Here is a 20386-nt window from a genome sequence, read left to right as displayed (position 1 = left end):
GCCGTCTATGGAAGCTGCATCTCCGACGTTCCGGCCGACCTTCCAGCAAGCTCTCGGCCACGGCCTGTATCTCGGTGCGCTGAGCGCCGTGGCGAGTATCACCACGGCGGTGATCGCCACCATGTTCTGGCCCGGGCCGGACAGTCCACCGGCCTGGTCGTGGGCGGTGCTGGTGTTCGCGCCGCTGCTGGTCGGGATCGCGCTCGGGATCATGTCGGGGCGCCGCACCGAGGTCGAGGTCGGCATGCGCCAGATCCGGACGTCGTCGTTGCTCGGCGAGGGCGAGGTGCCCTGGAACCGGGTCGTCGACCTGCGCGCCGAGCGTCGTGGCCGGCGCAACGTGGTCTCGGTCTACCTGGACTCGGGCGCCAGTGTGCAGCTCACCGCCCCCTACAGCGGGGGCCTCTTCGCCGCGGATCCGCAATTCGAGCTCAAGGTGTTCGCTTTGTCTCATTTGTGGCGAAGTCACCGTTTCGGTGGTCTTCCGAGTTGAAGACGCGCCGTAGGTTGTTTTCGGGTAAAACGGGCAATCCCCGCTAAGCTCCCGTGCGACCATGCAAACGTACCTAACAGCAACAGAACGGATACTCCTCATGAGCTTTGTTCGTCGGCTGGCCCTGGGCCTTCCCGCGGCCGGCGTCACCGCCTTTGCCGCCCTCGCCATCGCGTCGCCGGCCCTCGCGGCCGATACCGCGCAGGCCGGGCACCCCGCCGTGATGGCCAGCCCGGACCGCGGTAACACCGGTTACGGCGCCGAGCAGCCGGCCACCACCGCGCCGACCGTCGCCGCGACGACCGCGACCGTGGCGACCACGGCGCCGGCCGCCACCACGCCGGCCGCGGTCAGCCCGGCCGCCACCGGTGGTACCCGGGGGCACGCCGGATACGGCACCGAGAGCCCGCAGCCGACCGGCGTGGTGCAGTCGGTCCCGGGCGGCGTCAACCACGAGACCGTTCCGGCGCCGAGCAAGACCGTGATCACCAAGGGCGGCGGGGTCAGCTCCGGCTCGCTGCCGCTGACCGGTGGGCCGGTCGGCGCGACGGTCGCGGTCGGTGCGGTGCTGGTGGCGGGTGGCGCGGGCGCGCTCTGGTACACGCGTCGTCGCAGGGCCGCCTAGCTTTTTTGCACCCTCCTGTGTCCGATTTGTGAGGCTCACCCGACTTTGTCGGGTGAGCCTCAGGTCATTCAGGCGGCCTTCAGGCGCCGATCCGGTCTTCAAGTGCCGATCCGGTCTTTAAGTGCCGGTCCGGTGAGCCTCAGGTCATTTGGGATTAGGGTCGGGGGCATGCCGAAAGCCGCCGCGGAAGAGCACGAGATCGCCGGCCACACCGTGCGCCTGAGCAGCCCCGACAAGATCGTCTTCGCCGAGCGCGGCTACACCAAGCGCGACGTGTTCGAGTACTACCTCGCCGTCGGCGACGGCATCCTGCGCGCCCTGCGCGACCGGCCCACCACGCTGCAACGCTTCCCGGACGGGCTGGACGGCGAGGCGTTCTTCCAGAAGCGCGTGCCGACCCGCGGTGTGCCCGATTGGCTCAAAACCGCCAGAATCACATTCCCCAGCATGCGTACGGCGGACGAGCTCTGCGTCGCCGACCTGGCGCACGTCGCGTGGGCCGCCCAGATGGGCACCGTGGTGTTCCACCCGTGGCCGGTCCGCGGCGCCGCGCCGGACCACCCGGACGAGCTGCGCATCGACCTCGACCCGCAGCCCGGCCTGGCCTTCACCGACGTGACCGCGGCCGCTGCCGTGGTGCACGAGGTGCTCGACGATCTCGGCTGGGTGGGGTACCCGAAGACGTCCGGCGGCCGGGGCGTGCACGTCTACGTCCGGATCGCCCCGCGGTGGGACTTCGTGCAGGTGCGCCGGGCCGCGATCGCCCTGGCCCGGGAGGTGGAGCGGCGCAACCCGGCCGGGATCACCACCGCCTGGTGGAAGGAGGAGCGTGGGCAGAAGGTGTTCCTCGACTTCAACCAGATGGCGCGGGACCGGACCATCGCCTGTGCGTATTCGTTGCGCGCCAACCAGCGGGCCACCGTCTCGGCCCCGGTCACCTGGGCCGAGTTGCCCGGTGTCGAGCCGGACGACTTCGACCTGCGGACGATGCCGAAGCGGTTCGCCGGGATCGGGGACGCGCACGCCGGGATCGACGACGTGGCGCACGACCTGACGCCGCTGCTGGAGTGGGTGGAGCGGGACGAGAAGGCCGGGCTCGGCGACATGCCCTACCCGCCGGACCACCCGAAGATGCCCGGCGAGCCGCCGCGGGTCCAGCCCAGCAAGATGAACAAGGCGAACTGGGAGTCCTAGGCTCCGCGCTGCCCGGGTCCGCGCCGCCCGGGTCCGCGCTTTGGGTTGCGGCCCGCACTTGGTCCGGGCGCTTGGGTTGCGGGCGCGGGTCTGGTGCTACAGCGTCAGCTTCATGCCGACGTGGGAGCTGGTGAAGCCGAGCCGCTCGTAGAAGCGGTGCGCGGCGGTCCGCTTGTTGTCCGAGGTCAGCTGGACCATCTCGCAGCCGCGCTCGCGGGCCCGCTCGATCGCCCAGCGCATCAGCGCCGCCCCGTGCCCACTGCCGCGCAGGTCGGAGCGGATCCGCACGGCCTCCACCTGCATCCGCCAGGCGCCGCCGCGGCTCAGCCCGGGCAGGTAGGTGAGCTGGCAGGTGCCGGCCACCGCACCGTCCCGTACGCCAATGATCAGTTCGTTGTTCGGGTCTTTCTCGATCGCGTCGAAGGCCGCCCAGATGCCCGGGCCGGGCTCGACGGCGCCGAACCCGCGGGCCCGGGTGATCGGGTCGTCGGCCAGCAGCGCCAGCACGGCGGGGACGTCGTCACGGGTGGCGAGCCGGAATTCCATGGCTCACTTCGCCGGGCAGCGCAGGCCGGCCTGCGGCAGTTTCAGGTCGATGAGATAGCCGTCGACGGCCTTGGTGATGCAGTCCGTCGACGGGTAGGCCGTGTGGCCCTCGCCCTCCCAGGTCAGCACCTGCCCGGTGCCCAGCATGTCGGCCAGGTGCGCGGTGTTCTCATACGGCGTCGCCGGGTCCCCGGTGGTGCCCACCACCACGATCGGCGGGGCGCCGTTCGCCTTGCCGGCCGGGTACGGATCCCGCTTGCCCGGCCAGTAGGTGCACGGCAGCATGCCCATCGCCAGCGGCGCGCCGAAGATCGGATACTTCGCCCGCCACTCGGACTGCAGCTTGCGCACCTGCTCGGCGGTCGGCGCGTCCTCGGTGTCCGCGCAGTTCACCGCGAGGTTCGCGTCGAACAGGTTGGAGTAGGTGCCGTTGGCGGTGCGCTCCGCGTACTGATCGGCGAGGTCCATGATGCCCTTGGCGTCCCCGTCGGCCAGATCGGAGATCGCCTGGGCCAGGGTGGTCCAGCCGGACTCGGTGTAGAGCGACGAGATCAGCCCCACGAAGATCCAGCCGGCGGTGGCCTTGCGGCCGTCCCGATAGGCCACCGGGGACTTCTCCGCCTTGGCCATCGCGTCGGTCACCGCGCCGCGCGGGTCGGCGGCGATCGGGCACTTCGTGGCGTTCGCCTTGCACCAGGTGGTGAAGTTGGCGAAGGCCCGCTCGAAGCCCTTGGCCTGGGTCTCCGAGCCCTGGATGTAGTCCTCGGTGGCGTCGACCGCGCCGTCCAGCACCAGCGCCCGGATGTTCTTCGGGAACAGCTGCGCGTACGTCGCGCCGAGCAGCGTGCCGTAGGAGAAGCCCAGGTAGGTCAGCTTCGGGTCGCCCACCGCGGCGCGCAGCGCGTCCATGTCGCGGGCGGCCTGCTCGGTGGAGAAGTTGGTCAGCTGGTCGCCGTACTTCTGGCCGCAGCCGTCGGCGATCTTCTTGTTCAGCGCCGCGACCTGGTCGAACTCGGCCTGGCTGACCGGATCCGGGTCGGCGGCGAAGCTGGCGTCCTGATCGCCGTCGCTGATGCACTTGATCGGGCTGGACCGGCTCACGCCGCGCGGGTCGAAGCCGACGATGTCGAACCGGTCGGTGATCTCGGTGGGCAGGCCGCCGAGTTTCGGGCCGAACGACAGGTAGACGGCGAGGTCGATGCCGGAGCCGCCGGGGCCGCCCGGGTTCAGCATCAGCGAGCCGATCCGCTGCTTCTGCGACTTCGAGCGGATGCGGATCATCGCGATGTCATACGTGTCCTTGCTGTCCGGTTTCGCCCAGTCGCGCGGCACCTTGACGGTGGCGCACTCGTAGGTCATCCCGGCGGCGCTCTGGCCGACCAGTTTCTCCGGCACGTCCTCGCAGGACGACCACTGGGCGGCCGCGCCCGCCGACGACCCGGTGGTCGGCACGCCGCCGCCGGACGCCGCGGCCGGCTCGTCCGAGCCGTCCGGCGCGAACGTGGGCAGCGTGCAGCCCCCGGTGGTCAAGACCAGCGCGGCCAGCAGAGCGATGACCGAACGCGATCGACGGGGCACGGCGCGACCTTTCGACGAGCGTATTTCCAAGCGCGCCCTAGGCTAGCCGGTCGGTCCGACAACCTCGGTCAGCGGCTGGTCAGCACCTCGGCGAGATCGAACCGGACCGGGTGCTCCAACTGCTCGTACGTGCAGGTCCGCGGGTCGCGATCGGTCCGCCAGCGCTCGAACTGGGCGGTGTGCCGGAACCGGATGCCCTCCATGTAGTCGTAGCGGACCTCGACCACGCGCTCCGGGCGCAGCGGGATGAACGACAGGTCCTTGCCGTTGTTCCACCGGCTCACCTCGTTCTTCCGCGGGGTGCGCTCGCCCGACTGGTGCGCCGCCCAGTTCCACGGGTGGCCCTCGAACTCGGTGACCAGCGGCTGCAGCTCCTCGAACAGCTCCTCGCGCACCTTCATCGGGAACGAGCCGATCACGCCGACCGAGACCAGCACGTCGCGCTCGTCGTAGAGGCCGAGCAGCAGCGAGCCGATCCGGTTCTCGGCGGACTTGTGCACCCGGTAGCCGGCCACCACGCAGTCCGCGGTGCGCTTGTGCTTGATCTTGAACATCACCCGCTTGTCCGGCTGGTACGTCAGGTCGCGGCCCTTGGCGATCAGGCCGTCCAGCCCGGCGCCCTCGAACTCCTCGAACCACCTCTGGGCGGTCACCAGGTCGTCGGTGGCCGGCGTGACGTACACCGGCGGTTCGGCCCCGGCCAGGGCCTGCCGCAGGCGGTCCCGCCGCTCCGCGAACGGCGTCCCGGTCAGGTCCTCGTCGCCGAGGGCCAGCAGGTCGAAGGCGACGAACGCGGCCGGCGTCTGCTCGGAGAGCAGCGTGATCCGGCTCGCGGCCGGGTGGATGCGCTGCTGCAGGGCCTCGAAGTCGAGCATGTTGCGCCCGGTGTCGGCGACGATCACCTCGCCGTCGATCACCGCCCGCTCCGGAAAGTTCGCCAGCACCGCCCGCACCACCTCGGGGAAGTAGCGGGTCAGCGGCTTCTCGTTCCGGCTGCCGATCTCGACCTCGTCGCCGTCCCGGAAGACGATCGACCGGAAACCGTCCCATTTGGGCTCGTAGATCTGCCCCGGTGGGATCTCCGCGACGGGCTTGGCGAGCATCGGCTTGACCGGATGTTGGATCGGCAGCTGCATCCGCTCAGTCTGCCGGGAAAACTTTCCCGGGGAAGCCCTTTACTCGGCCCCTGGGGCAGACCCCACGATCGATCGCATGAGTTCGCAGACCACCTCCATGTCGACGGCGGAGTTCGGCCGGCTGGCCGGGCTGTCCACCAAGGCGCTCCGGCTCTATGACGCGTCCGGTCTGCTGCCGCCGGCCGAGGTCGAGCAGCTCAGCGGTTATCGGCGATACACCGCCGATCAACTCGAGCCGGCGCGGCGGATCAGCCTGCTGCGCCGGCTCGGCGCCCCGCTCACGCTGATCGGCGACCTGCTCCCGCTGCCCGACATCGAGGCGGTGACCCGTCTCGACCGCTGGTGGGCCGGGGAGGACGCGGCGATGGAGGCGCGTCGTGCCAGCTACTTCTGGCTGCGGACGCGGCTCGCGCACGGCGACGACCCGGAGAAGACCTATTCGGTACGGATCGAGCGCGATCCCGCGCGCAAGGTCGCCTGCACGCGTGTCCAGGTCGACCAGCAGGGCCTGGTGCCGGCGATCGGCACCGCCCAGTGGGCGATCCGGGCGCACCTCGACGAGCACGGCGCCGTGCACGGCCCGGGGCACTGGGTGATCTACCACGGCCTGGTCACCCCGGAGTCCGAGGCGACCGTCGAGGTCTGCGTGCCCTGTGCCGGGCCGGTCGAGCCCAGCCCGGCGATCACGCTGCGGATGGAGCCGGAACGCCTGCTGGTGTTCGCCACGGTGCTGCGCGACGACTGCTTCTATCCACGGATCACCGCCGCCTACGACGCGGTGCAGCGGCACATCGCCGAGGCCGGGCTGGTCACCGCCGGTCCGCCGCGGGAGATCTACCTGAACCACTGGGAGAGCCTGACCGGGGAGGACCCGTTCGCCCAGGTCGCCCAACCGATCGAGGAGTGTTGACGATGGACTGGACCCGACAGACCCGGTTCTCCGACCCGGGCCGCCACCACGACCGGCTCGCCGCGCTGCCCGGCGACGCCGCCGGCATCGGCGCGGCGGTCCGCAACCTGACCGTGCACTACCGGGCCGCCGGGATCGACTTCCCGCCGGAGCGGCTCGCCGAGATCGACACCCGCTGGGTCAGCCGGATGCTGGACCTGGACCAGGAGCGTTTCCCCGGCGCGCCGCTCGACGCCCCACGACCGATCGGCGAGCGCCTGGTCGGCTGCTGCCGGGACGAGTCGCTGCTGACCGTCGCGGCGTTCCGGGCACACGGGGTGCCGGCTCGCACCCGGGTCGGCTTCGCCGGCTACCTGGCGCCGGATTACCACGTCGACCACGTGATCGCGGAATATCACGACGGATCCCGGTGGATCGGCACGGACTCCGGCGTCGACCTGGCCGAGGTGGAGCTGGGCCCGGCCGGGCTGCACACCGCGGCGCAGGCGTGGCGGGCCATGCGGCGGGGTGAGATCGACCCCTCGACGTACGGGGTCGGGCCCGGTCACGAGATCGGCGGCCGATGGATGCTCCTGCACTACCTGACGCTGGAGCTGGCTCACCGGATGGGCGATGAGCTGCTGCTCTGGGACGTCTTCGGGGCCGGCATCCCGTTCGCCGAGATGTCCTGGGCGGAGATGCCGGCCGAGCTGCCTGCCGACCTGGCCTATCTGGACGAGATCGCCGACCTGCTGCTCGCCGCGGACGAGGGTGACGCCGCCGCCGAGGGGAAGCTGGCGGCGCGATATGCCGAGGATCCGCGGCTGCACCCGGGCGCGACGGTCCGTTGCGTCTCGCCGCGCGGCCCGCGCTACGACGTCGAGATCCGCTGACGGACCCGTGCGGCGGCGCGACCTGCGGACGGACCCGTGCACCCGTGCGGCACCGCGACCTGCAGACGGATCCGTCACCCGTGCGGCTTCGCGACCGCGGACGGACCCGAGCGGTGCAGCGACCTGTGGATGGGTCGGTGCGGTGCCGGGGTCTGCTGCTTCGCCGGGGCGATGTCGCTTGCTGGTGGGTCGGTGCGGGGTGGCGACTCGCTAGTGGACCAGGAGGTCGGTGAGTCTGGTCAGTTCGGCGGCCGCGTCGGTGGCCAGGCCCATGTGGACCGGGCCGGCCCGCAGGATGGTGCTGCGCGGGGCGACCAGCCAGCGGAAACGTTCGCCGAGCTTCATTCCGGCGGAGGCGCCGCCGCCGGAGCAGGTCGCCTCCCAGGAGTCCAGGGCGGCCCGGACGGCGGGCACGTCCGCACCCGGGTCCAGGCAGAGCAGGCGGGTGTCGTCCAGGTGCGTGCGCGCGGCCAGGAAGTCCTGTCGATGACAGTAGAGGAGCACTCCGACGTTGATCAGTTCACCGCGTTCGATCCGGGGCACGGCCTGGATGACGGCGTACTCGTAGGGGATTCTCATGGCAGCCACGCCTCCGGTTGCGCGGCACGGCGCGTGAGATGGTCGAGGTAGGCGTCCGGGCCGCCGTCGTCCAGCCAGTCCTCCGGGACCAGCGCGACCACCTCGGCGAGCAGCTCGGGCGTGATCCGGGCGGCCAGTGCGGGCCCCTCGGTCGTCAGCTCGGTGGCGTAGGGCTTGAGCACGTGGTCGTCCCACTTGTAGGGCCGGTGCACCACGCTCTCCGCCCGCGCCCAGTTGTGGTGGAAGTAGAGCGTGGCGCCATGGTCGATCAGCCACAGGCCGCCGTGCCAGATCAGCAGGTTCGGGTTGCGCCAGCTGCGGTCCACGTTCTCCACGAACGCGTCGAACGTGAGCACGCGGCTGGCCAGCCCGGCCTCGACCGGGTGCGCGTTCGGGTCGTAGCCGAGCGCGCCGGGCAGGAAGTCCATCCCGAGGTTGCCGCCGGCGCTGGCCTTGATCAGCTCCTGGACTTCCTCGTCCGGCTCGGCGCGGGCCACCACCGGATCCAGCTCGACCCGGGCCAGCTCCGGCATCGGCAGCCCGAGCCGGCGCGCCAGCTCACCGGCGATCACCTCGGCGACCAGCGCTTTCGGCCCCTGGCCGGCGCCGCGGAACTTCACCACGTAGGTGCCGAGGTCGTCGGCCTCGACGACTCCGGGCAGCGAGCCACCCTCGCGTAGCGGGGTGACATAACGGATGGCGGTGACCTGGCGCAGCACCCGCTGAGCCTATGGCCTCGCCTCACCCGGCGGCCTCTCGCCCCTTGACGACGAGAGCGCCGCGAAACGACCGCGTTTCGGCAGCTGTTTCTCGGCGCTCTCGTCGTCGGAGGGGAGATGCGCGTTGTTTGCTGCGTTCGGCGTTGACCCGCTCGGCATCGGCGAGCGAGATGCCTGTTGCTCGGTGGTCTCGTCGTCGGCGGGCGGGATGCGGCCGGGGTGGTTACTGGGTGTTCGGGCCCTGGCGGCGCAGCTCGTCGACCTTGGTCATCGCGGTGCGTAGCTCGGACAGCCAGTCCTCGGTGTGCTGGCCGACCAGCTTGACGCACCAGGCCAGCGCGTCCGAGCGGGAACGGGCGACGCCCGCGTCGACCAGGGTGTCGAGGACCTGGCGCTCGGGCTGGCGCAGCCGGGTCATCACCGGGGCGGCGAGGTGCGTGTACAGCTCCGAGGTGTCGCCGCAACGGGTGCCCCAGGCGACCTTGCGCTGGTAGCGGTGCTCGACCTGACGGGCGACCCGGATCCGGTCGTCGCGGGTGTTCTCCCGGAACTGGGTGATCCGCCCGCTGTGGGCGGCGGCCCGGTCCGCCTCGGTGGCGTCGGCGGCCAGGTCCGGCTCGGGCAGCCGGCCCCAGATGATGATCTCGTCGCGGTCGACGACGACCTCGGGCGGCTCGGAGAACCAGCCGTCCGGCACCGCGCCGGTCACCCAGGCGGCGGCGTCGTCAGCGGGCGGTGGCTCGGTACGTGCTCCGGGCGGGGTGGGACGAAAACGCATGACGACCTCCTCGGTCATTGCAGTGATTACATGCTTACACCGCAATCACGTAAGCCGCCAACCTGCCGACCGAATCAGTCGCCGACCGCTCGCCACGGCCGCTCCGGGGCGTGGCCGATCCAGGGCGTGGCCGATCCGGGGCGTGGCCGATCCAGGGCGTGGCCGATCCGGGGCGTGGCCGATCCAGGGCGTGGTTGATCTGAGGGTGCGGCCGATTCGGAGCGTGGCTGCTCCCGGGGTCCGGCCGTGCCGGGGCTCGGCTGACGCCCGGGGCGCGGTCGGCCCAGGGGATCAACCGCTTCAGGGGTGCGGCACGTCCAGGCGTCTGGCCGGTCCGGGGCGCGGTGGAAGGCGGGGTGAAAGGCGTGGTGGATCTGGACTTGAGCAGTTGCTTAAATTCGTCTAGGCTTCGATTTGAGCGGTCGCTCAAACGGGGGGTGGCCGCTCACGACCATAGGGAGAAACACGTGCCGGACGAGGACGAGTTGCCGCGGATCCGGCCGGCCAACTGGTGGCTGGCCGGGATAATCGCCGTGATCGGGGTCGCCGCGTTCGTGGTCACCGTCCGCTCCGGGCGGGCCGACAGTGCCGCCGTCTTCGTGGCGTTCCCGATCCTGCTGGCGGTGACACTGGCCCTGACCCCGGGCCGGAGCGCGCACGGCCGGACCTTCCGGATCACCACGATCGCCCTGCTGCTGTCCGCGGTCTGGCTGCACGAGGGCGCCATCTGCGTCCTGCTGGCCGCCCCGCTGGTCTACCTGGTCGCGCACATCGCGACCGCCGGCGTGCAGGCGGTCAAGAAGGGCGGCGCGAAGACGCTGGCCGTGCTCCCATTGCCGTTGTTGCTGGTCGGCAGCGTCGAGGGGACCAGCGCGGACTGGCGGGTGCACCCGGACCAGTCGGTCGAGGTCACCCGGGTGGTCGCGCTCGCCCCGGAGCGGGTGCGGACGATGCTCGAGGCCGGCCCGCAGCCGGTGGCCACCCGATCGCTGCCGTTGCGGCTGCTCGGCGTGCCGATGCCGGAGCACGTGCACGGCGCCGGCCTGGAGCCGGGGGATCGCTGGACGTTCGCCTATCACGGCAGCTCGCACGGCCCGGGCGGCGACATCGTGACCGAGGTCGGGGAGTCCGGGCCGGCGCGGGTCACCTGGACGGTCGTCGAGGACACGTCGATCACCGACCGCTGGGTCGGCATGCGGGACGCCACGCTCAGCTGGCACGCGGTGGCCGGCGGGACGGCTGTCACGCTGCACATCGACTACCGGCGTGGGCTCGACCCGTCGTGGTATTTCGGGCCGCTCCAGGACGGCTTCATGCACGCCGGCGCCGGCCACCTGCTCGACATGCTGGCGCTGCGATGATCCTGGCCCGCTACCTGGCCCTGCTGCTCCCGGCCGCCGCCGTGCTGGCAGCGGCCGCAACAGCCCGGCAAAAACCCGCCGCAGCGGGCCGCGGGGCGAAAGGCGCAGCGGGCCGCGGGGCGAAAGGCGCAGCGGGCCGCGGGGCGGCGGGCCAAGGGGCGGCGGGCCAAGGGGCGGCGGGCCAAGGGGCGGACGTCGCGGCAGGCCAAGGGACGGACGACGCGGTGGGCCGGGAGAAGAGTGGCGCCGCCCTGGCGTTCATCGCCGCGGCGGTCGGCATCGCCGTGCTCGACGAGATCAACCCCGGCTGGTACACCTTCGCCCAGGTGGACGGCTCCTTCCGGGGCATGCCGGTCGATCTCTGGCTGGGCTGGGCGGCCCTCTGGGGCCCACTCCCGGTGCTGCTCCACCGCTGGCTGCCGCTCCCGATCACCCTCGGCCTGCTGTTCTGGCTGGACCTGATCGCCATGCCGGCCCTGGACCCGCTGGTCCACCTCGGCCAGCACTGGTGGCTCGGCGACCTGTTCGGCCTGGCCACGGTGGCGCTGCCGGCCCAGCTGCTGGGCCGCTGGACGGCGACCCGGCGGCACCTGTTCGCCCGGGTCGGGCTGCAGATCGCGGTCTTCGCCGGCCTGATCCTCTGGCTGCTGCCCACCGCGATCTTCACGCTCGGCGACGGGAGCTGGGCGCACCTGGGCAGCCTGCCCGGACCCGCGCTGTCCGCTCTGGCCCAGGTGGCGGCCGCGGTCGCGGTTCCGGCGCTGGCCGCGGTCCGGGAGCTCGCCGTACGCGGTGCCGGCACCCCGTTCCCCTGGGACCCGCCGCGACGCCTGGTCACCACCGGCCCGTACGCGTACGTCGCCAACCCCATGCAGCTCAGCGCGGTCCTGCTGCTGGCCCTGCTGGCCGTGGTCACGCGCAGTCCGGCCCTGGCCGTGGTGGTCGCCGCCACGGTCGTCTTCCTGGTCGGGACCGCCGCCCCGCACGAGCGCGACGACCTGCGGGAACGGCACGGCGAGCGGTGGGTCGACTATCGACGGCAGGTCCGTGACTGGTGGCCCCGCCGGCGGCCCTACGCGACCGTCGAGGCCCGGCTCTGGCTGGACGACGACTGCGGGCCGTGCGCGGCGACCCGGGACTTCGTGGCGCTGCGTGCGCCCGTACGGTTGACCATCGTGTCCGCCGCGACGTATCCGACCCCGCTGTGGCGTGCCCGCTACGCCGCCGATGACGGATACTCGGCGTCCGGGGTGGCGGCCGTGGCGTCCGCGTTCGACCATCTGGGACTGCTCTGGGCGTACGTCGGCTGGATCTTGAATTTTCCGATCGTGAATCGCCTGGCACAGTTGATCGTCGATGCCCAGATCGCCCCGCCGCACCCCGCCGGAGGAGTCAGGTGAGCGAGCCGTTGAAGAGCGAGCCGTTGCACAACGAACCGCTGAAGAAGGCCGACACCAAGCAGCGCCTGCTCGACGGGGCGCTGACCGCCCTGCGCGAGCACGGCGTGACCGGCGCGTCGGCCCGGACCATCGCGGCCGCCGCCGGGGCCAACCAGGCGCTGGTCTTCTACCACTTCGGCTCGGTCGACGAGCTGCTCGGCGCGGCCTGCCGGCAGGCGACCGAGCAGCGGGTGGCGTACTACGCGGACCGGTTCGCCGCCGTCACGTCGCTGCGCGAGCTGCTCCAGGTGGGCCGGGACCTGCACACCGCCGAGCTGGCCCAGGGCAACGTGTCGGTGCTGGCCCAGACGCTCGCGGCCGCGCAGAGCAACGAGCGGCTGGCCGAGCCGATGCGGGAGACGTTCCAGCTGTGGACCGACGAGATCGAGGCGGTGCTGCGCCGGGTGCTGGCCGGCTCGCCGATCGCCGAGGTCGCCGACGTGCCGGGGCTGGCCCGGGCGATCTCGTCGGCGTTCGTGGGGCTGGAGCTCTACGAGGGGATCGACCCGGCCGGTGGCCGGCAGGCGCTGGACGCGCTCGACCAGCTCGCGGTGCTGATCGAGGTGATGGACGAGCTGGGCCCGCTGGCCACCCGGGTGCTCCGCTCCCGGATCAAGCGGGCCGGTAAGTCCTAGGGCCTAGAGCACGAACGCGTCGGTCCAGAGTTGCCGGGACCGGCCGGACAGCGCGTCCATCAGGCCCACCGCCTGGCTGTCGGTCAGCCCGGCCACGAAGTCGATCACCGCGCGCCCGCGCGCCTGGCCGGCCCGGTCCGGCGTGCCGGCCGGCAGCTCGGCCTCGGCCAGCTCGACCAGATCCCGCAGCCGGCGGGGCAGCCGATCCTCCTCGTCCGGGTCGGTCAGCCAGGCCATCAGCGCCTCCACCAGCGTGGACAGCAGCCGCCCCTGACCGCGCTGGTGCAGCGCGAGGTCCGGCCGGGCCAGCACGAACCGGTTCTGCACGAACTTGAGGATCTGCACCTCGTGCCACTGCGCCACGGCCAGTTGCACGTGCCCGCTGCGGACCGCCGCCTGCTCGGTCAGCTCCGCCGAGTCGACCAGCCGCCGGGTCCAGGTCGCCGAGAACGCCGCGACCCGCGCCTCGGCCTGCACCGACCCGTCGAACGGCTGGGCCAGCAGCCCGTCCACCAGCTCGGCCCGGACCAGCTCGACCGCGTCGGCGAACGCGCTGTCGTCGGCGATCCAGCCCTCCTTGCGGTGCAGGCTGCGGCGCAGCGACTCGATCGCGCCGCCGGCCCGTCCCGGGTCGCTGTCCGGCCCCCAGCGCAGCCAGGCCATCAGCTCGGTGGCCACCGCGCCCTGCTGCAGAACGCCGACCCGGTGCACATCTTCCAGATCATGGATGGCGTACGCGATGTCGTCCGCGGTGTCCATCACCGACGCCTCGACGGTCTGCTGCCAGTCGGCGACCCGGCCGGCGAACGGGAGGCGCGCCGCCCGGACGTCGTTGATCTCGGTCGAATAGGCCCCGAACTTGGCCGAACCGGCCGCCGGATCGTCGGGATGGACCGCCGCGCCGCGCGGCGGCGGATCCATGAACCGCGGATGCGGGTCGGGATGCCCGTGCCGGGTCCACGGGTACTTCAGGATCGCCGCCCGGACGGCGTTCGTCAGGTTCAGCCCGATGGTGGCCTGCCCGCGGATCTCGGTGCTGGTCACGATCCGGTACGACTGGGCGTTGCCCTCGAACCCGTCGCCGAGCCCGAGCCGCTGCCGGGCCAGCCGGTCCAGCACCCGCTCACCGAGATGCCCGAACGGCGGGTGCCCCAGGTCGTGGGCGAGCGCGGCGGCCTCCACCACGTCCGGGTCGCAGCCGCCGAGTTTCTCGGTCAACTCCGCGTCGCCGGCCTGGATCCGCTCGGCGATCGCCCGCGCCACCTGGGCGACCTTGAGACTGTGCGTGAGCCGGTTGTGCACCAGCAGGCCGGCCCCGCCGGGGCTGATCACCTGAGTGACCCCGGCGAGGCGGGCGAAGAAGGGCGAACTGACGATCCGGTCCCGATCGACCCGGAAGGGGCTGAAGGCAAGGTCACCGGGGGCTGTGGTGCTGTCGCCGAAGAGCCGATGAGCCCGGGGATCGTCCATGCGGCGAAGGTTACCGGGACTGCAGCGCGTCCAGTCCGACGGCCATCGCGGTGACCAGGCGGCGGTCCAGGTTCGGCTCGTTGATGGTCACGTTGTAGGTGTCCCGCAGGCCCCACTTGCGCTCCACCGAGAACGCCACGCGCCCGTCGATCTCGAAGTCGAAGTGGTACGGCAGCCAGGACAGGGAGTCCACGAAGCGGCGCAGCAGCGCCACGAACTGGTTCCGCTCCTGGCCGACGATCTCGGGCCAGCCCGGCTGCTCGACCACCCAGGTGGAGCGCAGCAGCGAGGCGCCGAACTTCTTGCGGAACAGGCCGATCGGGGTGCCGGCCGCGTCGAACACGTCGTAGGTGGCGCCCAGGTCGAGGACCTGACGCGCCTTGAAGCCGAGCACCGGAACCTGCTTGGTGTCGTCGGCGTAGAGGGTGACCTGCTCCTTGAACGCCAGCCGCTTCTGCTGGGCGAAGGCGAGGACACCGGCCTCCTGGCCGTCCGGGGTGACTGCGTGCACCTCGTACTGATTCACCATCAAACGGATGCGCTGACGCACGATGAGCTGCGTCTGCTGCTGGAGAGTATCGATCGTCACGGCGGCAGTGTGTCATACCCGTCACAAGCTGAGGGCCGGCTCAGGGAGGCGCTGGGCGCGGAGGCCCGGCTCGGGTCAGACTGGTCACATGGCGAAGCGTGTTCGTACCCGTACAGTGGTGGCTCTGGCACTCGGCGCCGCGGCGGTCTGGGCCGCTCGCGACCTTCCTGCCCAGATGGGCGCGAAGGCGCGCGGAGCGCGCCGCGCCCGGATGGAGTCCTCCCCGCAGTTCTCCGGCGGAAAGTTCCGCAACACGGTCCCGGCCACCGAGGTGGCCGCGGCGTCCATGCCCCGGCTGTTCGTCGCGGCGATGACCGATCGGGACACCCGCCGCCCGCACCTGCCGGTCCCGGTGCTCACCCCGGCCCCGCCGGCCCCGGACGGCCTGCACGTCACCTGGTACGGGCACTCGTCCGCCCTGGTCGAGATCGAGGGCCGCCGCGTCCTGCTCGACCCGGTGTGGAGCGAGCGCTGCTCCCCGTCCCGGCTGACCGGTCCGCGCCGCCTGCACCAGCCGCCGGCGCCGCTGCGCGAGCTGCCCCCGCTGGACGCGATCCTGATCTCCCACGACCACTACGACCACCTGGACATGGATTCGATCCAGAACCTGGTGGACCTGCAGGCCGCCCCGTTCCTGGTCCCGCTCGGCGTCGGCGCGCACCTGGAGCACTGGGGCGTCCCGTCGACCCGGATCATCGAGCTGGACTGGAACGAGTCCCACCGGATCGGCACGCTGGAGCTGATCGCGACCCCGGCCCGGCACTTCTCCGGCCGCGGCTTCAACCGCGACGAGACCCTCTGGGCCAGCTGGGTGATCAAGGGCCCGACCCGCCGCGCGTTCTACTCCGGCGACACCGGCTACTTCCCGGGCTTCGCCGGGATCGGCGCGGAGCACGGCCCGTTCGACGTCACGCTGGTCCAGGTCGGCGCCTACGGCGACGCCTGGCCGGACATCCACATGATCCCGGAGGACGGCGTCTCGGTGCACGTCGACGTCCGTGGCGGCCTGATGATCCCGGTCCACTGGGCCACCTTCAACCTGGCCCTGCACGACTGGTCCGAGCCCGCCGACCGCACCTGGAGCGAGGCCAAGGCCCGCGGCGTCCAGCTGGCCATCCCCCGCCCCGGCGAGCGCGTCGACGTCGACAACCCGCCGCCGGTCGACGGCTGGTGGCAGCAGATCGCCTAGCCTCCGCCACCCGGCCGGAGCGATCCTGGCTCGCTGACCCCGGCGCCGGGTAGGCCTTTGAAGATCAACTTCAAGTTCTTCATTGCCTACGCTGCGGCCAATAACTGATCGTCGCTCCCGCGGGGACCCTTCCGGGCCCCGCAAGGGCGCCGGGGCGCCCAGAACGCGAGGCCCTCCAGGGCGATGTCCGTGGGTGGTTGCGGTTTCAAAGGACCCACGCGAGCCGGCGGCCACGCCAGGCCCGGCCGCGGCTCGGCGCGGCGAAAGGACCCACGCGAGCCGGTTGCCGGGTCCAGGCCCGGCCGCGGCTCGGCGTGGGCGAGCAGATGAATCAGGGGTCCTGGAGGCGGGCGGCAGCGGCGGCTCGGACCTCGGAGGGCTCCAGCCGGTCGTTCTGGAGCCAGGCCAGGATGGAGCGGCTCCGGTCGTCGAGCGGGACGTGGGCGGCGGCGAACTCGCGGACCCGCGGCTCGGCGTCGAACAGGCCCTCGCGGAGCAGGTTCCCGGCGGTCTCCGGGGCGAGGGCGAAGACGGCCCGCAGGTAGGCCACGCGCTCGTAGCTGTGCGGACTGAACCAGGCACGGCGGATCCGGGGGAGCATCGCCATCGCCGCCGGGCCGCCGATCCGGGCCACGCCGGCGGCCAGGTCCTGGTAGCCGCAGAGGTCGTCCCGCCGCAGGTCGAGCCAGTCCCAGGCGGCCTGCAGAGCGGGCAGATCCGTCTCGTCACCGTGCTCGGCGAGGACCCGCCAGGCCGTCCAGACCAGCGGCGAATAGACCGGCGGCGAACTGGCCGGCGGCGAACCGGGCGACGCCGAACTGGCCGACGCCGAACCGGCCGGCGGCGAACCGGCCGACGGCGAACAGGCCGGCTGTTCGCCGGCGGCGTGGGCGGGGGAGGTGCGGAGGGGCGTGGCCCACGAGCGGGCGACCGGGACGGCCGCGGCGCCGAGGTGCTCGAAGGCGTCGGCGACCGGTCCGGCCAGCTCGCGCCGGTTGAGGTGATCGGCGACGGCGAGGAGTTCCGGGTGCGGGCCGCGGCGGTTCAGCTCGCGTAGCGCGTCCGCCTGCTGCTCGCCGCCGGTGACCATGGCCAGCAGGTCCGCGGTGGGGACGTCCCGCAGCGGCCGGCCGGGACCCGGCAGCCGCGGAAACTCGGCGACCCGGGCGGCGATCGACTCGTCCGCCGCGGCCCAGTCGACCCACGGCGAGGCGCCCCAGAGCGGTGGCCGGCGCTTCAGCCAGGGTTCGGGGTCGCCGGGATCCGCCGGCTCGGGCGGGTCGGACGCCAGCCGGGCCCGGACGATCGGGAGCAGGTCGTGCCAGGTCGAGCGGGGCAGGTCCGCGGCGACCTGCTCGAGCACGTCGACCCACTCCGGGCCGGTTTCGACGTACCGTCGCAGGCCTTTGATCGCCGATTTTCGGCCGCCGCGGGCGAGCGTGATCAGGACCTCGGTGACATTGTCGACCGCGTTGTCGCCGGTTTCGCCCGGGTTGTGCAGGATGTCGAGCAGGGCGGCGGTCGGGATCTTGAGGCCGCGGACCAGCCTGGCCAGGTACAGCGCCCGCTGGTCGATCAGCCAGTACCACCGGTGGTCGCGGCGCAGGCAGATCAGGACCAGGTCGGTCGCCTGCTCGCGCCGGGCGGCGGCCAGGCCGCGGCCGAGGCCGCGCTGCAGGGCGCCGAGGGTGGTGCCGGGCGGTTCGTAGTGCCACTCCGTTATGACCGGGCTCCGTTCCGAGGGGCGTGAACGGGGTGACGGTATCGGCGGGTGCCGGCGGCGCGCGACCGCATTTGACGGCCGGGCCGAAGCGGCCGCCACCGCCGACCCGGCACGATCCGCGGAACTGCGCCGGCCGATGGTGCTCAGCGAGCCAGGTCGAAGGCCGCGGCCGTGAGCCCGGCCAGCAACAGGGCCGCGCCGACGGCTAATCGGGCGGTGTGCGACCAGGCGGTGCGACGATCCCGCCGCAGCGACCGCTTCGCGTTGCGCGCGTCCTGCCAGGCCGCCTGCGTGCGTCCGAAGCGGTAGGCGAGGACGGGTACCACGCCGGCGGCCAGCAGAGTGCCGATGATCTTCATGTGAACCCCTGGGACGGTCGGTTGATGAACCGCCAGTCTGGGCTCAACCCCGCGCCGCAATCCAGAGGATTCTCGGGCAAATACCGGCAAAAACGCGGCGCGGGACGACGAACCTCGCTGTCAGTTATTAGTCACTGAGGGGACGCAGAGCGTCACCGCCGACGGGACGACCGAGGCGGTGAAGTGCCGGGTGCGCGTGCGGGCGCCGCCGTCGAGCTCGTACTCCAGCTTCGACTCCAGCTTGACCTCGATCTTGCGGGCCCGGGTGGTCCGCACGAACGGCGAACTGTCGGACCGTCCCACCGCCATCGTGCCGAGCGCCCGCGCCCACTGCAGCGCGCCCTGCGCGGTCGCCACGCCGACGTCGAGCCAGCCGTCCTCGGGCGAGGCGTCGTCGAAGGCCTTGATGCCGCCGGTGATCGTGCCGACGTTGCCGATCAGGACGCAGCTGGCGTCGTCGTCGAACCAGGTGGTGCCGTCCACCTTGATCTTCGTGCGGGGCGCGTCGCCGCCGACGTGGCGGATGCCGGTCCAGACGTACGCGAGTTTGCCCAGCCGGTCCTTGAGCGCGCCGTCCGCGTCCTTGATCATCGCGCCGTCGAAGCCGACGCCGGCCATCACCGCGAAGTGCTCGCCGTTGAGTTTGCCCAGGTCGATGCGGCGGTGCTCGCCCTCGAAGGCGATCTCGACGGCCTTCTCCAGGTCGGTCGGGATGCCCAGGTTGCCGGCGAACAGGTTGCCGGTGCCGGCCGGCATGATCGCGACCGGGACGGACGAGCCGGCGACCACGTCCAGGGTGCGCTGCACCATGCCGTCACCACCCCAGACGACGAGTAGGTCCGGTTTCCCGCGGAGCGCCTTGCGGACCTGCTTCGGGGCTTTGCGGCTCTTCGGGACCTCGTACCAGAGCAGGTCCTTGATGTCATGGGCGGTGAGCCGGCGGCGCAGCTCGTCCAGCCCGCCGCCGAGGGTCTTGTTCTGGTGAGCGACGACAGCGATCGTCCGGGGGGTTCGCATCCCGCTGCGGTACCCGAACCGGCGAGCTTCCATTCACCGGCGTGACGTAGTCAGAACCGGCGTGCCGAAGTCAGAAGCGCGCGAACGACCGCGGCGACAGCCGGGGACCGTATCTCGGCGCCGACAACCCGCCCATCGCGAGCAGGTCACAGACCCGGCCACGATGCCCGCGGAACGGCTCGAGCAGCTCCAGCATCCGGTCGTCGGTGCCGCGGGGCTCACCGGCCAGGGCGTACGCCACGGTGTTCGGAATGTGGAAATCGCCGACGCTGACCGCGTCCGGATCGCCGAAGGCGGTCCGCACCACCTCGGCCGCCGTCCACGGACCGATCCCGGGCAGCGCCGTCATCCGCGCGGTCGCCTCGGCCGCGTCGGCGCAGCGCTCCAGCCGGTCGGCGACCCGGGCGGCGCGCAGCAGGGCCTGGGTGCGGCGCTGCTCGACGCCGAGCGGATGAAACACCCAGTACGCACTCGCGGCGATCGCGGCCGGGTCGGGCGGGAGCACCAGCTCGACCGGGCCGGGCGCGGGCTCGCCGAACTGCCGGCAGATCGCCCGGTAGGAGCGGTGCGCCTCGGTGCCGGTGACCTTCTGCTCCAGGATCGCGCGCAACAGGCGGGGGAAGATCTGGAGCGTGGCCGGAAGCCGTACGCCGGAGAAGGTTTTCGCCAGTCGGGCGACGACCGGGTGCCGCCGGGCCAGCTCGGGGAACTCACTGACGTCGTCGCGCAGGCCGGCGACCGCGTCGGCGTGCTCGACGGCCCACTCGGCCCCGGGCCCGTGACCGGTCGCGATCAGCTCGGCGCCGTCCCGCGCGAGATGCAGGGTGGCCGCCCCGGTCGGCGCCCGGAGCGCCAGCCAGAACTGGCCGTCGGCGAACACCCCACAAGGATCATGCTTGGGCACGACCAGGGGCCGCACCGAGGCGCCGAACTGATACCGCTCGGGCGGTGTCAGACGCCGGGTCACCTCGGAGTTCACCGCTGAACTGTGCCACGCGGGAAATGGCCGGACAAGCCGATGGCCCTGACCCCCAGTTCCTGGGGACAGGGCCATCGGACGGTGATCGAACGCCCGAGAAGGCTCGATCACCTCCAGTTGCGGAGCGGTGCCCCGGGTGGAGGCCGGGCAGCCGTGCTTCCGTCCGGCAGGGGGAAGGACGGTCGGCGGGCCCGA

21 protein-coding genes are annotated in these 20386 nt (G+C 72.1%); 9 read left to right on the top strand and 12 right to left on the bottom strand.

The window, feature by feature from the left end:
* Window positions 1-7 precede the first annotated feature (7 nt).
* The 3 genes from L3i22_RS46575 to ligD all read left to right on the top strand — a co-directional run bounded on the left by L3i22_RS46575 (window position 8) and on the right by ligD (window position 2312).
* The gene (locus L3i22_RS46575; protein WP_221323809.1) at window positions 8-493 is read left to right on the top strand and encodes a hypothetical protein; all 486 of its coding nucleotides are present in this window, start codon (window positions 8-10) and stop codon (window positions 491-493) included.
* A gap of 100 nt (window positions 494-593) precedes the next feature.
* Entirely contained in the window at window positions 594-1118 is a 525-nt protein-coding gene (locus tag L3i22_RS46570) for a hypothetical protein (protein WP_221323808.1), read from the top strand.
* A gap of 168 nt (window positions 1119-1286) precedes the next feature.
* Window positions 1287-2312 (top strand): non-homologous end-joining DNA ligase, encoded by a 1026-nt coding sequence (gene ligD / locus L3i22_RS46565; RefSeq protein ID WP_221323807.1) that lies wholly within the window; start codon window positions 1287-1289, stop codon window positions 2310-2312.
* A gap of 96 nt (window positions 2313-2408) precedes the next feature.
* Here ligD and L3i22_RS46560 read toward each other — a convergent pair whose 3' ends face one another.
* The 3 genes from L3i22_RS46560 to L3i22_RS46550 form a co-directional block, all read right to left on the bottom strand.
* Window positions 2409-2858 carry a GNAT family N-acetyltransferase gene (locus tag L3i22_RS46560; RefSeq protein ID WP_221323806.1) on the bottom strand — a complete coding sequence of 150 codons (450 nt, stop codon included), beginning with the start codon at window positions 2856-2858 and terminating at the stop codon, window positions 2409-2411.
* A 3-nt stretch (window positions 2859-2861) separates the two neighbouring features.
* Complete coding sequence (locus L3i22_RS46555; protein WP_255657671.1) at window positions 2862-4436, bottom strand: alpha/beta hydrolase; 1575 nt, start codon at window positions 4434-4436, stop codon at window positions 2862-2864.
* Window positions 4437-4504: 68 nt separating this feature from the next.
* Entirely contained in the window at window positions 4505-5572 is a 1068-nt protein-coding gene (locus L3i22_RS46550) for an ATP-dependent DNA ligase (protein WP_221323805.1), read from the bottom strand.
* Window positions 5573-5648: 76 nt separating this feature from the next.
* Here L3i22_RS46550 and L3i22_RS46545 point away from each other — a divergent pair, with 76 nt between their 5' ends.
* Window positions 5649-6482: a MerR family transcriptional regulator gene (locus tag L3i22_RS46545; RefSeq protein ID WP_221323804.1), complete on the top strand. Its 834-nt coding sequence runs from the start codon at window positions 5649-5651 to the stop codon at window positions 6480-6482.
* Between the two features lie 2 nt (window positions 6483-6484).
* Window positions 6485-7354: a transglutaminase-like domain-containing protein gene (locus L3i22_RS46540; protein ID WP_221323803.1), complete on the top strand. Its 870-nt coding sequence runs from the start codon at window positions 6485-6487 to the stop codon at window positions 7352-7354.
* A 210-nt stretch (window positions 7355-7564) separates the two neighbouring features.
* Here L3i22_RS46540 and L3i22_RS46535 read toward each other — a convergent pair whose 3' ends face one another.
* The 3 genes from L3i22_RS46535 to L3i22_RS46525 all read right to left on the bottom strand — a co-directional run bounded on the left by L3i22_RS46535 (window position 7565) and on the right by L3i22_RS46525 (window position 9430).
* Window positions 7565-7933: a DUF3037 domain-containing protein gene (locus tag L3i22_RS46535; protein ID WP_221323802.1), complete on the bottom strand. Its 369-nt coding sequence runs from the start codon at window positions 7931-7933 to the stop codon at window positions 7565-7567.
* Window positions 7930-8652, bottom strand: a complete 723-nt coding sequence (locus L3i22_RS46530) for a HipA family kinase (protein ID WP_221323801.1) — start codon at window positions 8650-8652, stop codon at window positions 7930-7932. Before L3i22_RS46530 ends, L3i22_RS46535 begins: the two co-directional genes overlap by 4 nt.
* 223 nt (window positions 8653-8875) lie before the next feature.
* Entirely contained in the window at window positions 8876-9430 is a 555-nt protein-coding gene (locus L3i22_RS46525) for a hypothetical protein (protein WP_221323800.1), read from the bottom strand.
* Between the two features lie 467 nt (window positions 9431-9897).
* On the opposite strand from L3i22_RS46525, the gene L3i22_RS46520 reads away from it, so the two are divergent.
* The 3 genes from L3i22_RS46520 (at window position 9898) to L3i22_RS46510 (ending at window position 12865) form a co-directional block, all read left to right on the top strand.
* Window positions 9898-10791, top strand: coding sequence for a hypothetical protein (locus L3i22_RS46520; protein ID WP_221323799.1), 894 nt, complete (start codon window positions 9898-9900; stop codon window positions 10789-10791).
* Between the two features lie 224 nt (window positions 10792-11015).
* The gene (locus L3i22_RS46515) at window positions 11016-12191 is read left to right on the top strand and encodes an isoprenylcysteine carboxylmethyltransferase family protein (protein WP_255657670.1); all 1176 of its coding nucleotides are present in this window, start codon (window positions 11016-11018) and stop codon (window positions 12189-12191) included.
* Window positions 12188-12865 carry a TetR family transcriptional regulator gene (locus tag L3i22_RS46510; RefSeq protein ID WP_255657669.1) on the top strand — a complete coding sequence of 226 codons (678 nt, stop codon included), beginning with the start codon at window positions 12188-12190 and terminating at the stop codon, window positions 12863-12865. Before L3i22_RS46515 ends, L3i22_RS46510 begins: the two co-directional genes overlap by 4 nt.
* A 3-nt stretch (window positions 12866-12868) precedes the next feature.
* Here the strand turns inward: L3i22_RS46510 and L3i22_RS46505 are convergent, their stop codons facing one another.
* Window positions 12869-14335, bottom strand: coding sequence for a deoxyguanosinetriphosphate triphosphohydrolase family protein (locus L3i22_RS46505; RefSeq protein ID WP_221323797.1), 1467 nt, complete (start codon window positions 14333-14335; stop codon window positions 12869-12871).
* Between the two features lie 10 nt (window positions 14336-14345).
* Window positions 14346-14864 carry a hypothetical protein gene (locus tag L3i22_RS46500; protein WP_221330487.1) on the bottom strand — a complete coding sequence of 173 codons (519 nt, stop codon included), beginning with the start codon at window positions 14862-14864 and terminating at the stop codon, window positions 14346-14348.
* 148 nt (window positions 14865-15012) lie between these two features.
* Here L3i22_RS46500 and L3i22_RS46495 point away from each other — a divergent pair, with 148 nt between their 5' ends.
* Window positions 15013-16113: an MBL fold metallo-hydrolase gene (locus L3i22_RS46495; protein ID WP_221323796.1), complete on the top strand. Its 1101-nt coding sequence runs from the start codon at window positions 15013-15015 to the stop codon at window positions 16111-16113.
* Between the two features lie 331 nt (window positions 16114-16444).
* Here L3i22_RS46495 and L3i22_RS46490 read toward each other — a convergent pair whose 3' ends face one another.
* The 4 genes from L3i22_RS46490 to L3i22_RS46475 all read right to left on the bottom strand — a co-directional run bounded on the left by L3i22_RS46490 (window position 16445) and on the right by L3i22_RS46475 (window position 20179).
* A complete protein-coding gene (locus tag L3i22_RS46490; protein ID WP_221323795.1) occupies window positions 16445-17935 on the bottom strand; it encodes a hypothetical protein in 1491 nt (496 codons plus the stop codon).
* Between the two features lie 44 nt (window positions 17936-17979).
* Window positions 17980-18195 (bottom strand): hypothetical protein, encoded by a 216-nt coding sequence (locus tag L3i22_RS46485; RefSeq protein ID WP_221323794.1) that lies wholly within the window; start codon window positions 18193-18195, stop codon window positions 17980-17982.
* A gap of 120 nt (window positions 18196-18315) precedes the next feature.
* A complete protein-coding gene (locus tag L3i22_RS46480) occupies window positions 18316-19212 on the bottom strand; it encodes a diacylglycerol kinase family protein (protein WP_221323793.1) in 897 nt (298 codons plus the stop codon).
* Between the two features lie 70 nt (window positions 19213-19282).
* Entirely contained in the window at window positions 19283-20179 is an 897-nt protein-coding gene (locus L3i22_RS46475; protein ID WP_221330486.1) for a DNA-3-methyladenine glycosylase, read from the bottom strand.
* Between the last annotated feature and the right edge of the window lie 207 nt (window positions 20180-20386).

It is taken from the genome of Actinoplanes sp. L3-i22 (genome assembly GCF_019704555.1).
Classification (GTDB): domain Bacteria; phylum Actinomycetota; class Actinomycetes; order Mycobacteriales; family Micromonosporaceae; genus Actinoplanes.
The sequence above is the reverse complement of the archived record's forward strand: the minus strand, read 5'-3'. Positions and strand labels throughout refer to the sequence as shown.

What these genes read in the sequence shown, in the direction of transcription:
- L3i22_RS46575 (WP_221323809.1), top strand. Translation starts at nt 8, where the DNA reads ATGGAAGCTGCATCTCCGACGTTCCGGCCGACCTTCCAGCAAGCTCTC.
- L3i22_RS46570 (WP_221323808.1), top strand. Translation starts at nt 594, where the DNA reads ATGAGCTTTGTTCGTCGGCTGGCCCTGGGCCTTCCCGCGGCCGGCGTC.
- ligD (WP_221323807.1), top strand. Translation starts at nt 1,287, where the DNA reads ATGCCGAAAGCCGCCGCGGAAGAGCACGAGATCGCCGGCCACACCGTG.
- L3i22_RS46560 (WP_221323806.1), bottom strand. Translation starts at nt 2,858, where the DNA reads ATGGAATTCCGGCTCGCCACCCGTGACGACGTCCCCGCCGTGCTGGCG.
- L3i22_RS46550 (WP_221323805.1), bottom strand. Translation starts at nt 5,572, where the DNA reads ATGCAGCTGCCGATCCAACATCCGGTCAAGCCGATGCTCGCCAAGCCC.
- L3i22_RS46545 (WP_221323804.1), top strand. Translation starts at nt 5,649, where the DNA reads ATGAGTTCGCAGACCACCTCCATGTCGACGGCGGAGTTCGGCCGGCTG.
- L3i22_RS46540 (WP_221323803.1), top strand. Translation starts at nt 6,485, where the DNA reads ATGGACTGGACCCGACAGACCCGGTTCTCCGACCCGGGCCGCCACCAC.
- L3i22_RS46535 (WP_221323802.1), bottom strand. Translation starts at nt 7,933, where the DNA reads ATGAGAATCCCCTACGAGTACGCCGTCATCCAGGCCGTGCCCCGGATC.
- L3i22_RS46525 (WP_221323800.1), bottom strand. Translation starts at nt 9,430, where the DNA reads ATGCGTTTTCGTCCCACCCCGCCCGGAGCACGTACCGAGCCACCGCCC.
- L3i22_RS46505 (WP_221323797.1), bottom strand. Translation starts at nt 14,335, where the DNA reads ATGGACGATCCCCGGGCTCATCGGCTCTTCGGCGACAGCACCACAGCC.
- L3i22_RS46500 (WP_221330487.1), bottom strand. Translation starts at nt 14,864, where the DNA reads ATGGTGAATCAGTACGAGGTGCACGCAGTCACCCCGGACGGCCAGGAG.
- L3i22_RS46495 (WP_221323796.1), top strand. Translation starts at nt 15,013, where the DNA reads ATGGCGAAGCGTGTTCGTACCCGTACAGTGGTGGCTCTGGCACTCGGC.
- L3i22_RS46485 (WP_221323794.1), bottom strand. Translation starts at nt 18,195, where the DNA reads ATGAAGATCATCGGCACTCTGCTGGCCGCCGGCGTGGTACCCGTCCTC.
- L3i22_RS46480 (WP_221323793.1), bottom strand. Translation starts at nt 19,212, where the DNA reads ATGCGAACCCCCCGGACGATCGCTGTCGTCGCTCACCAGAACAAGACC.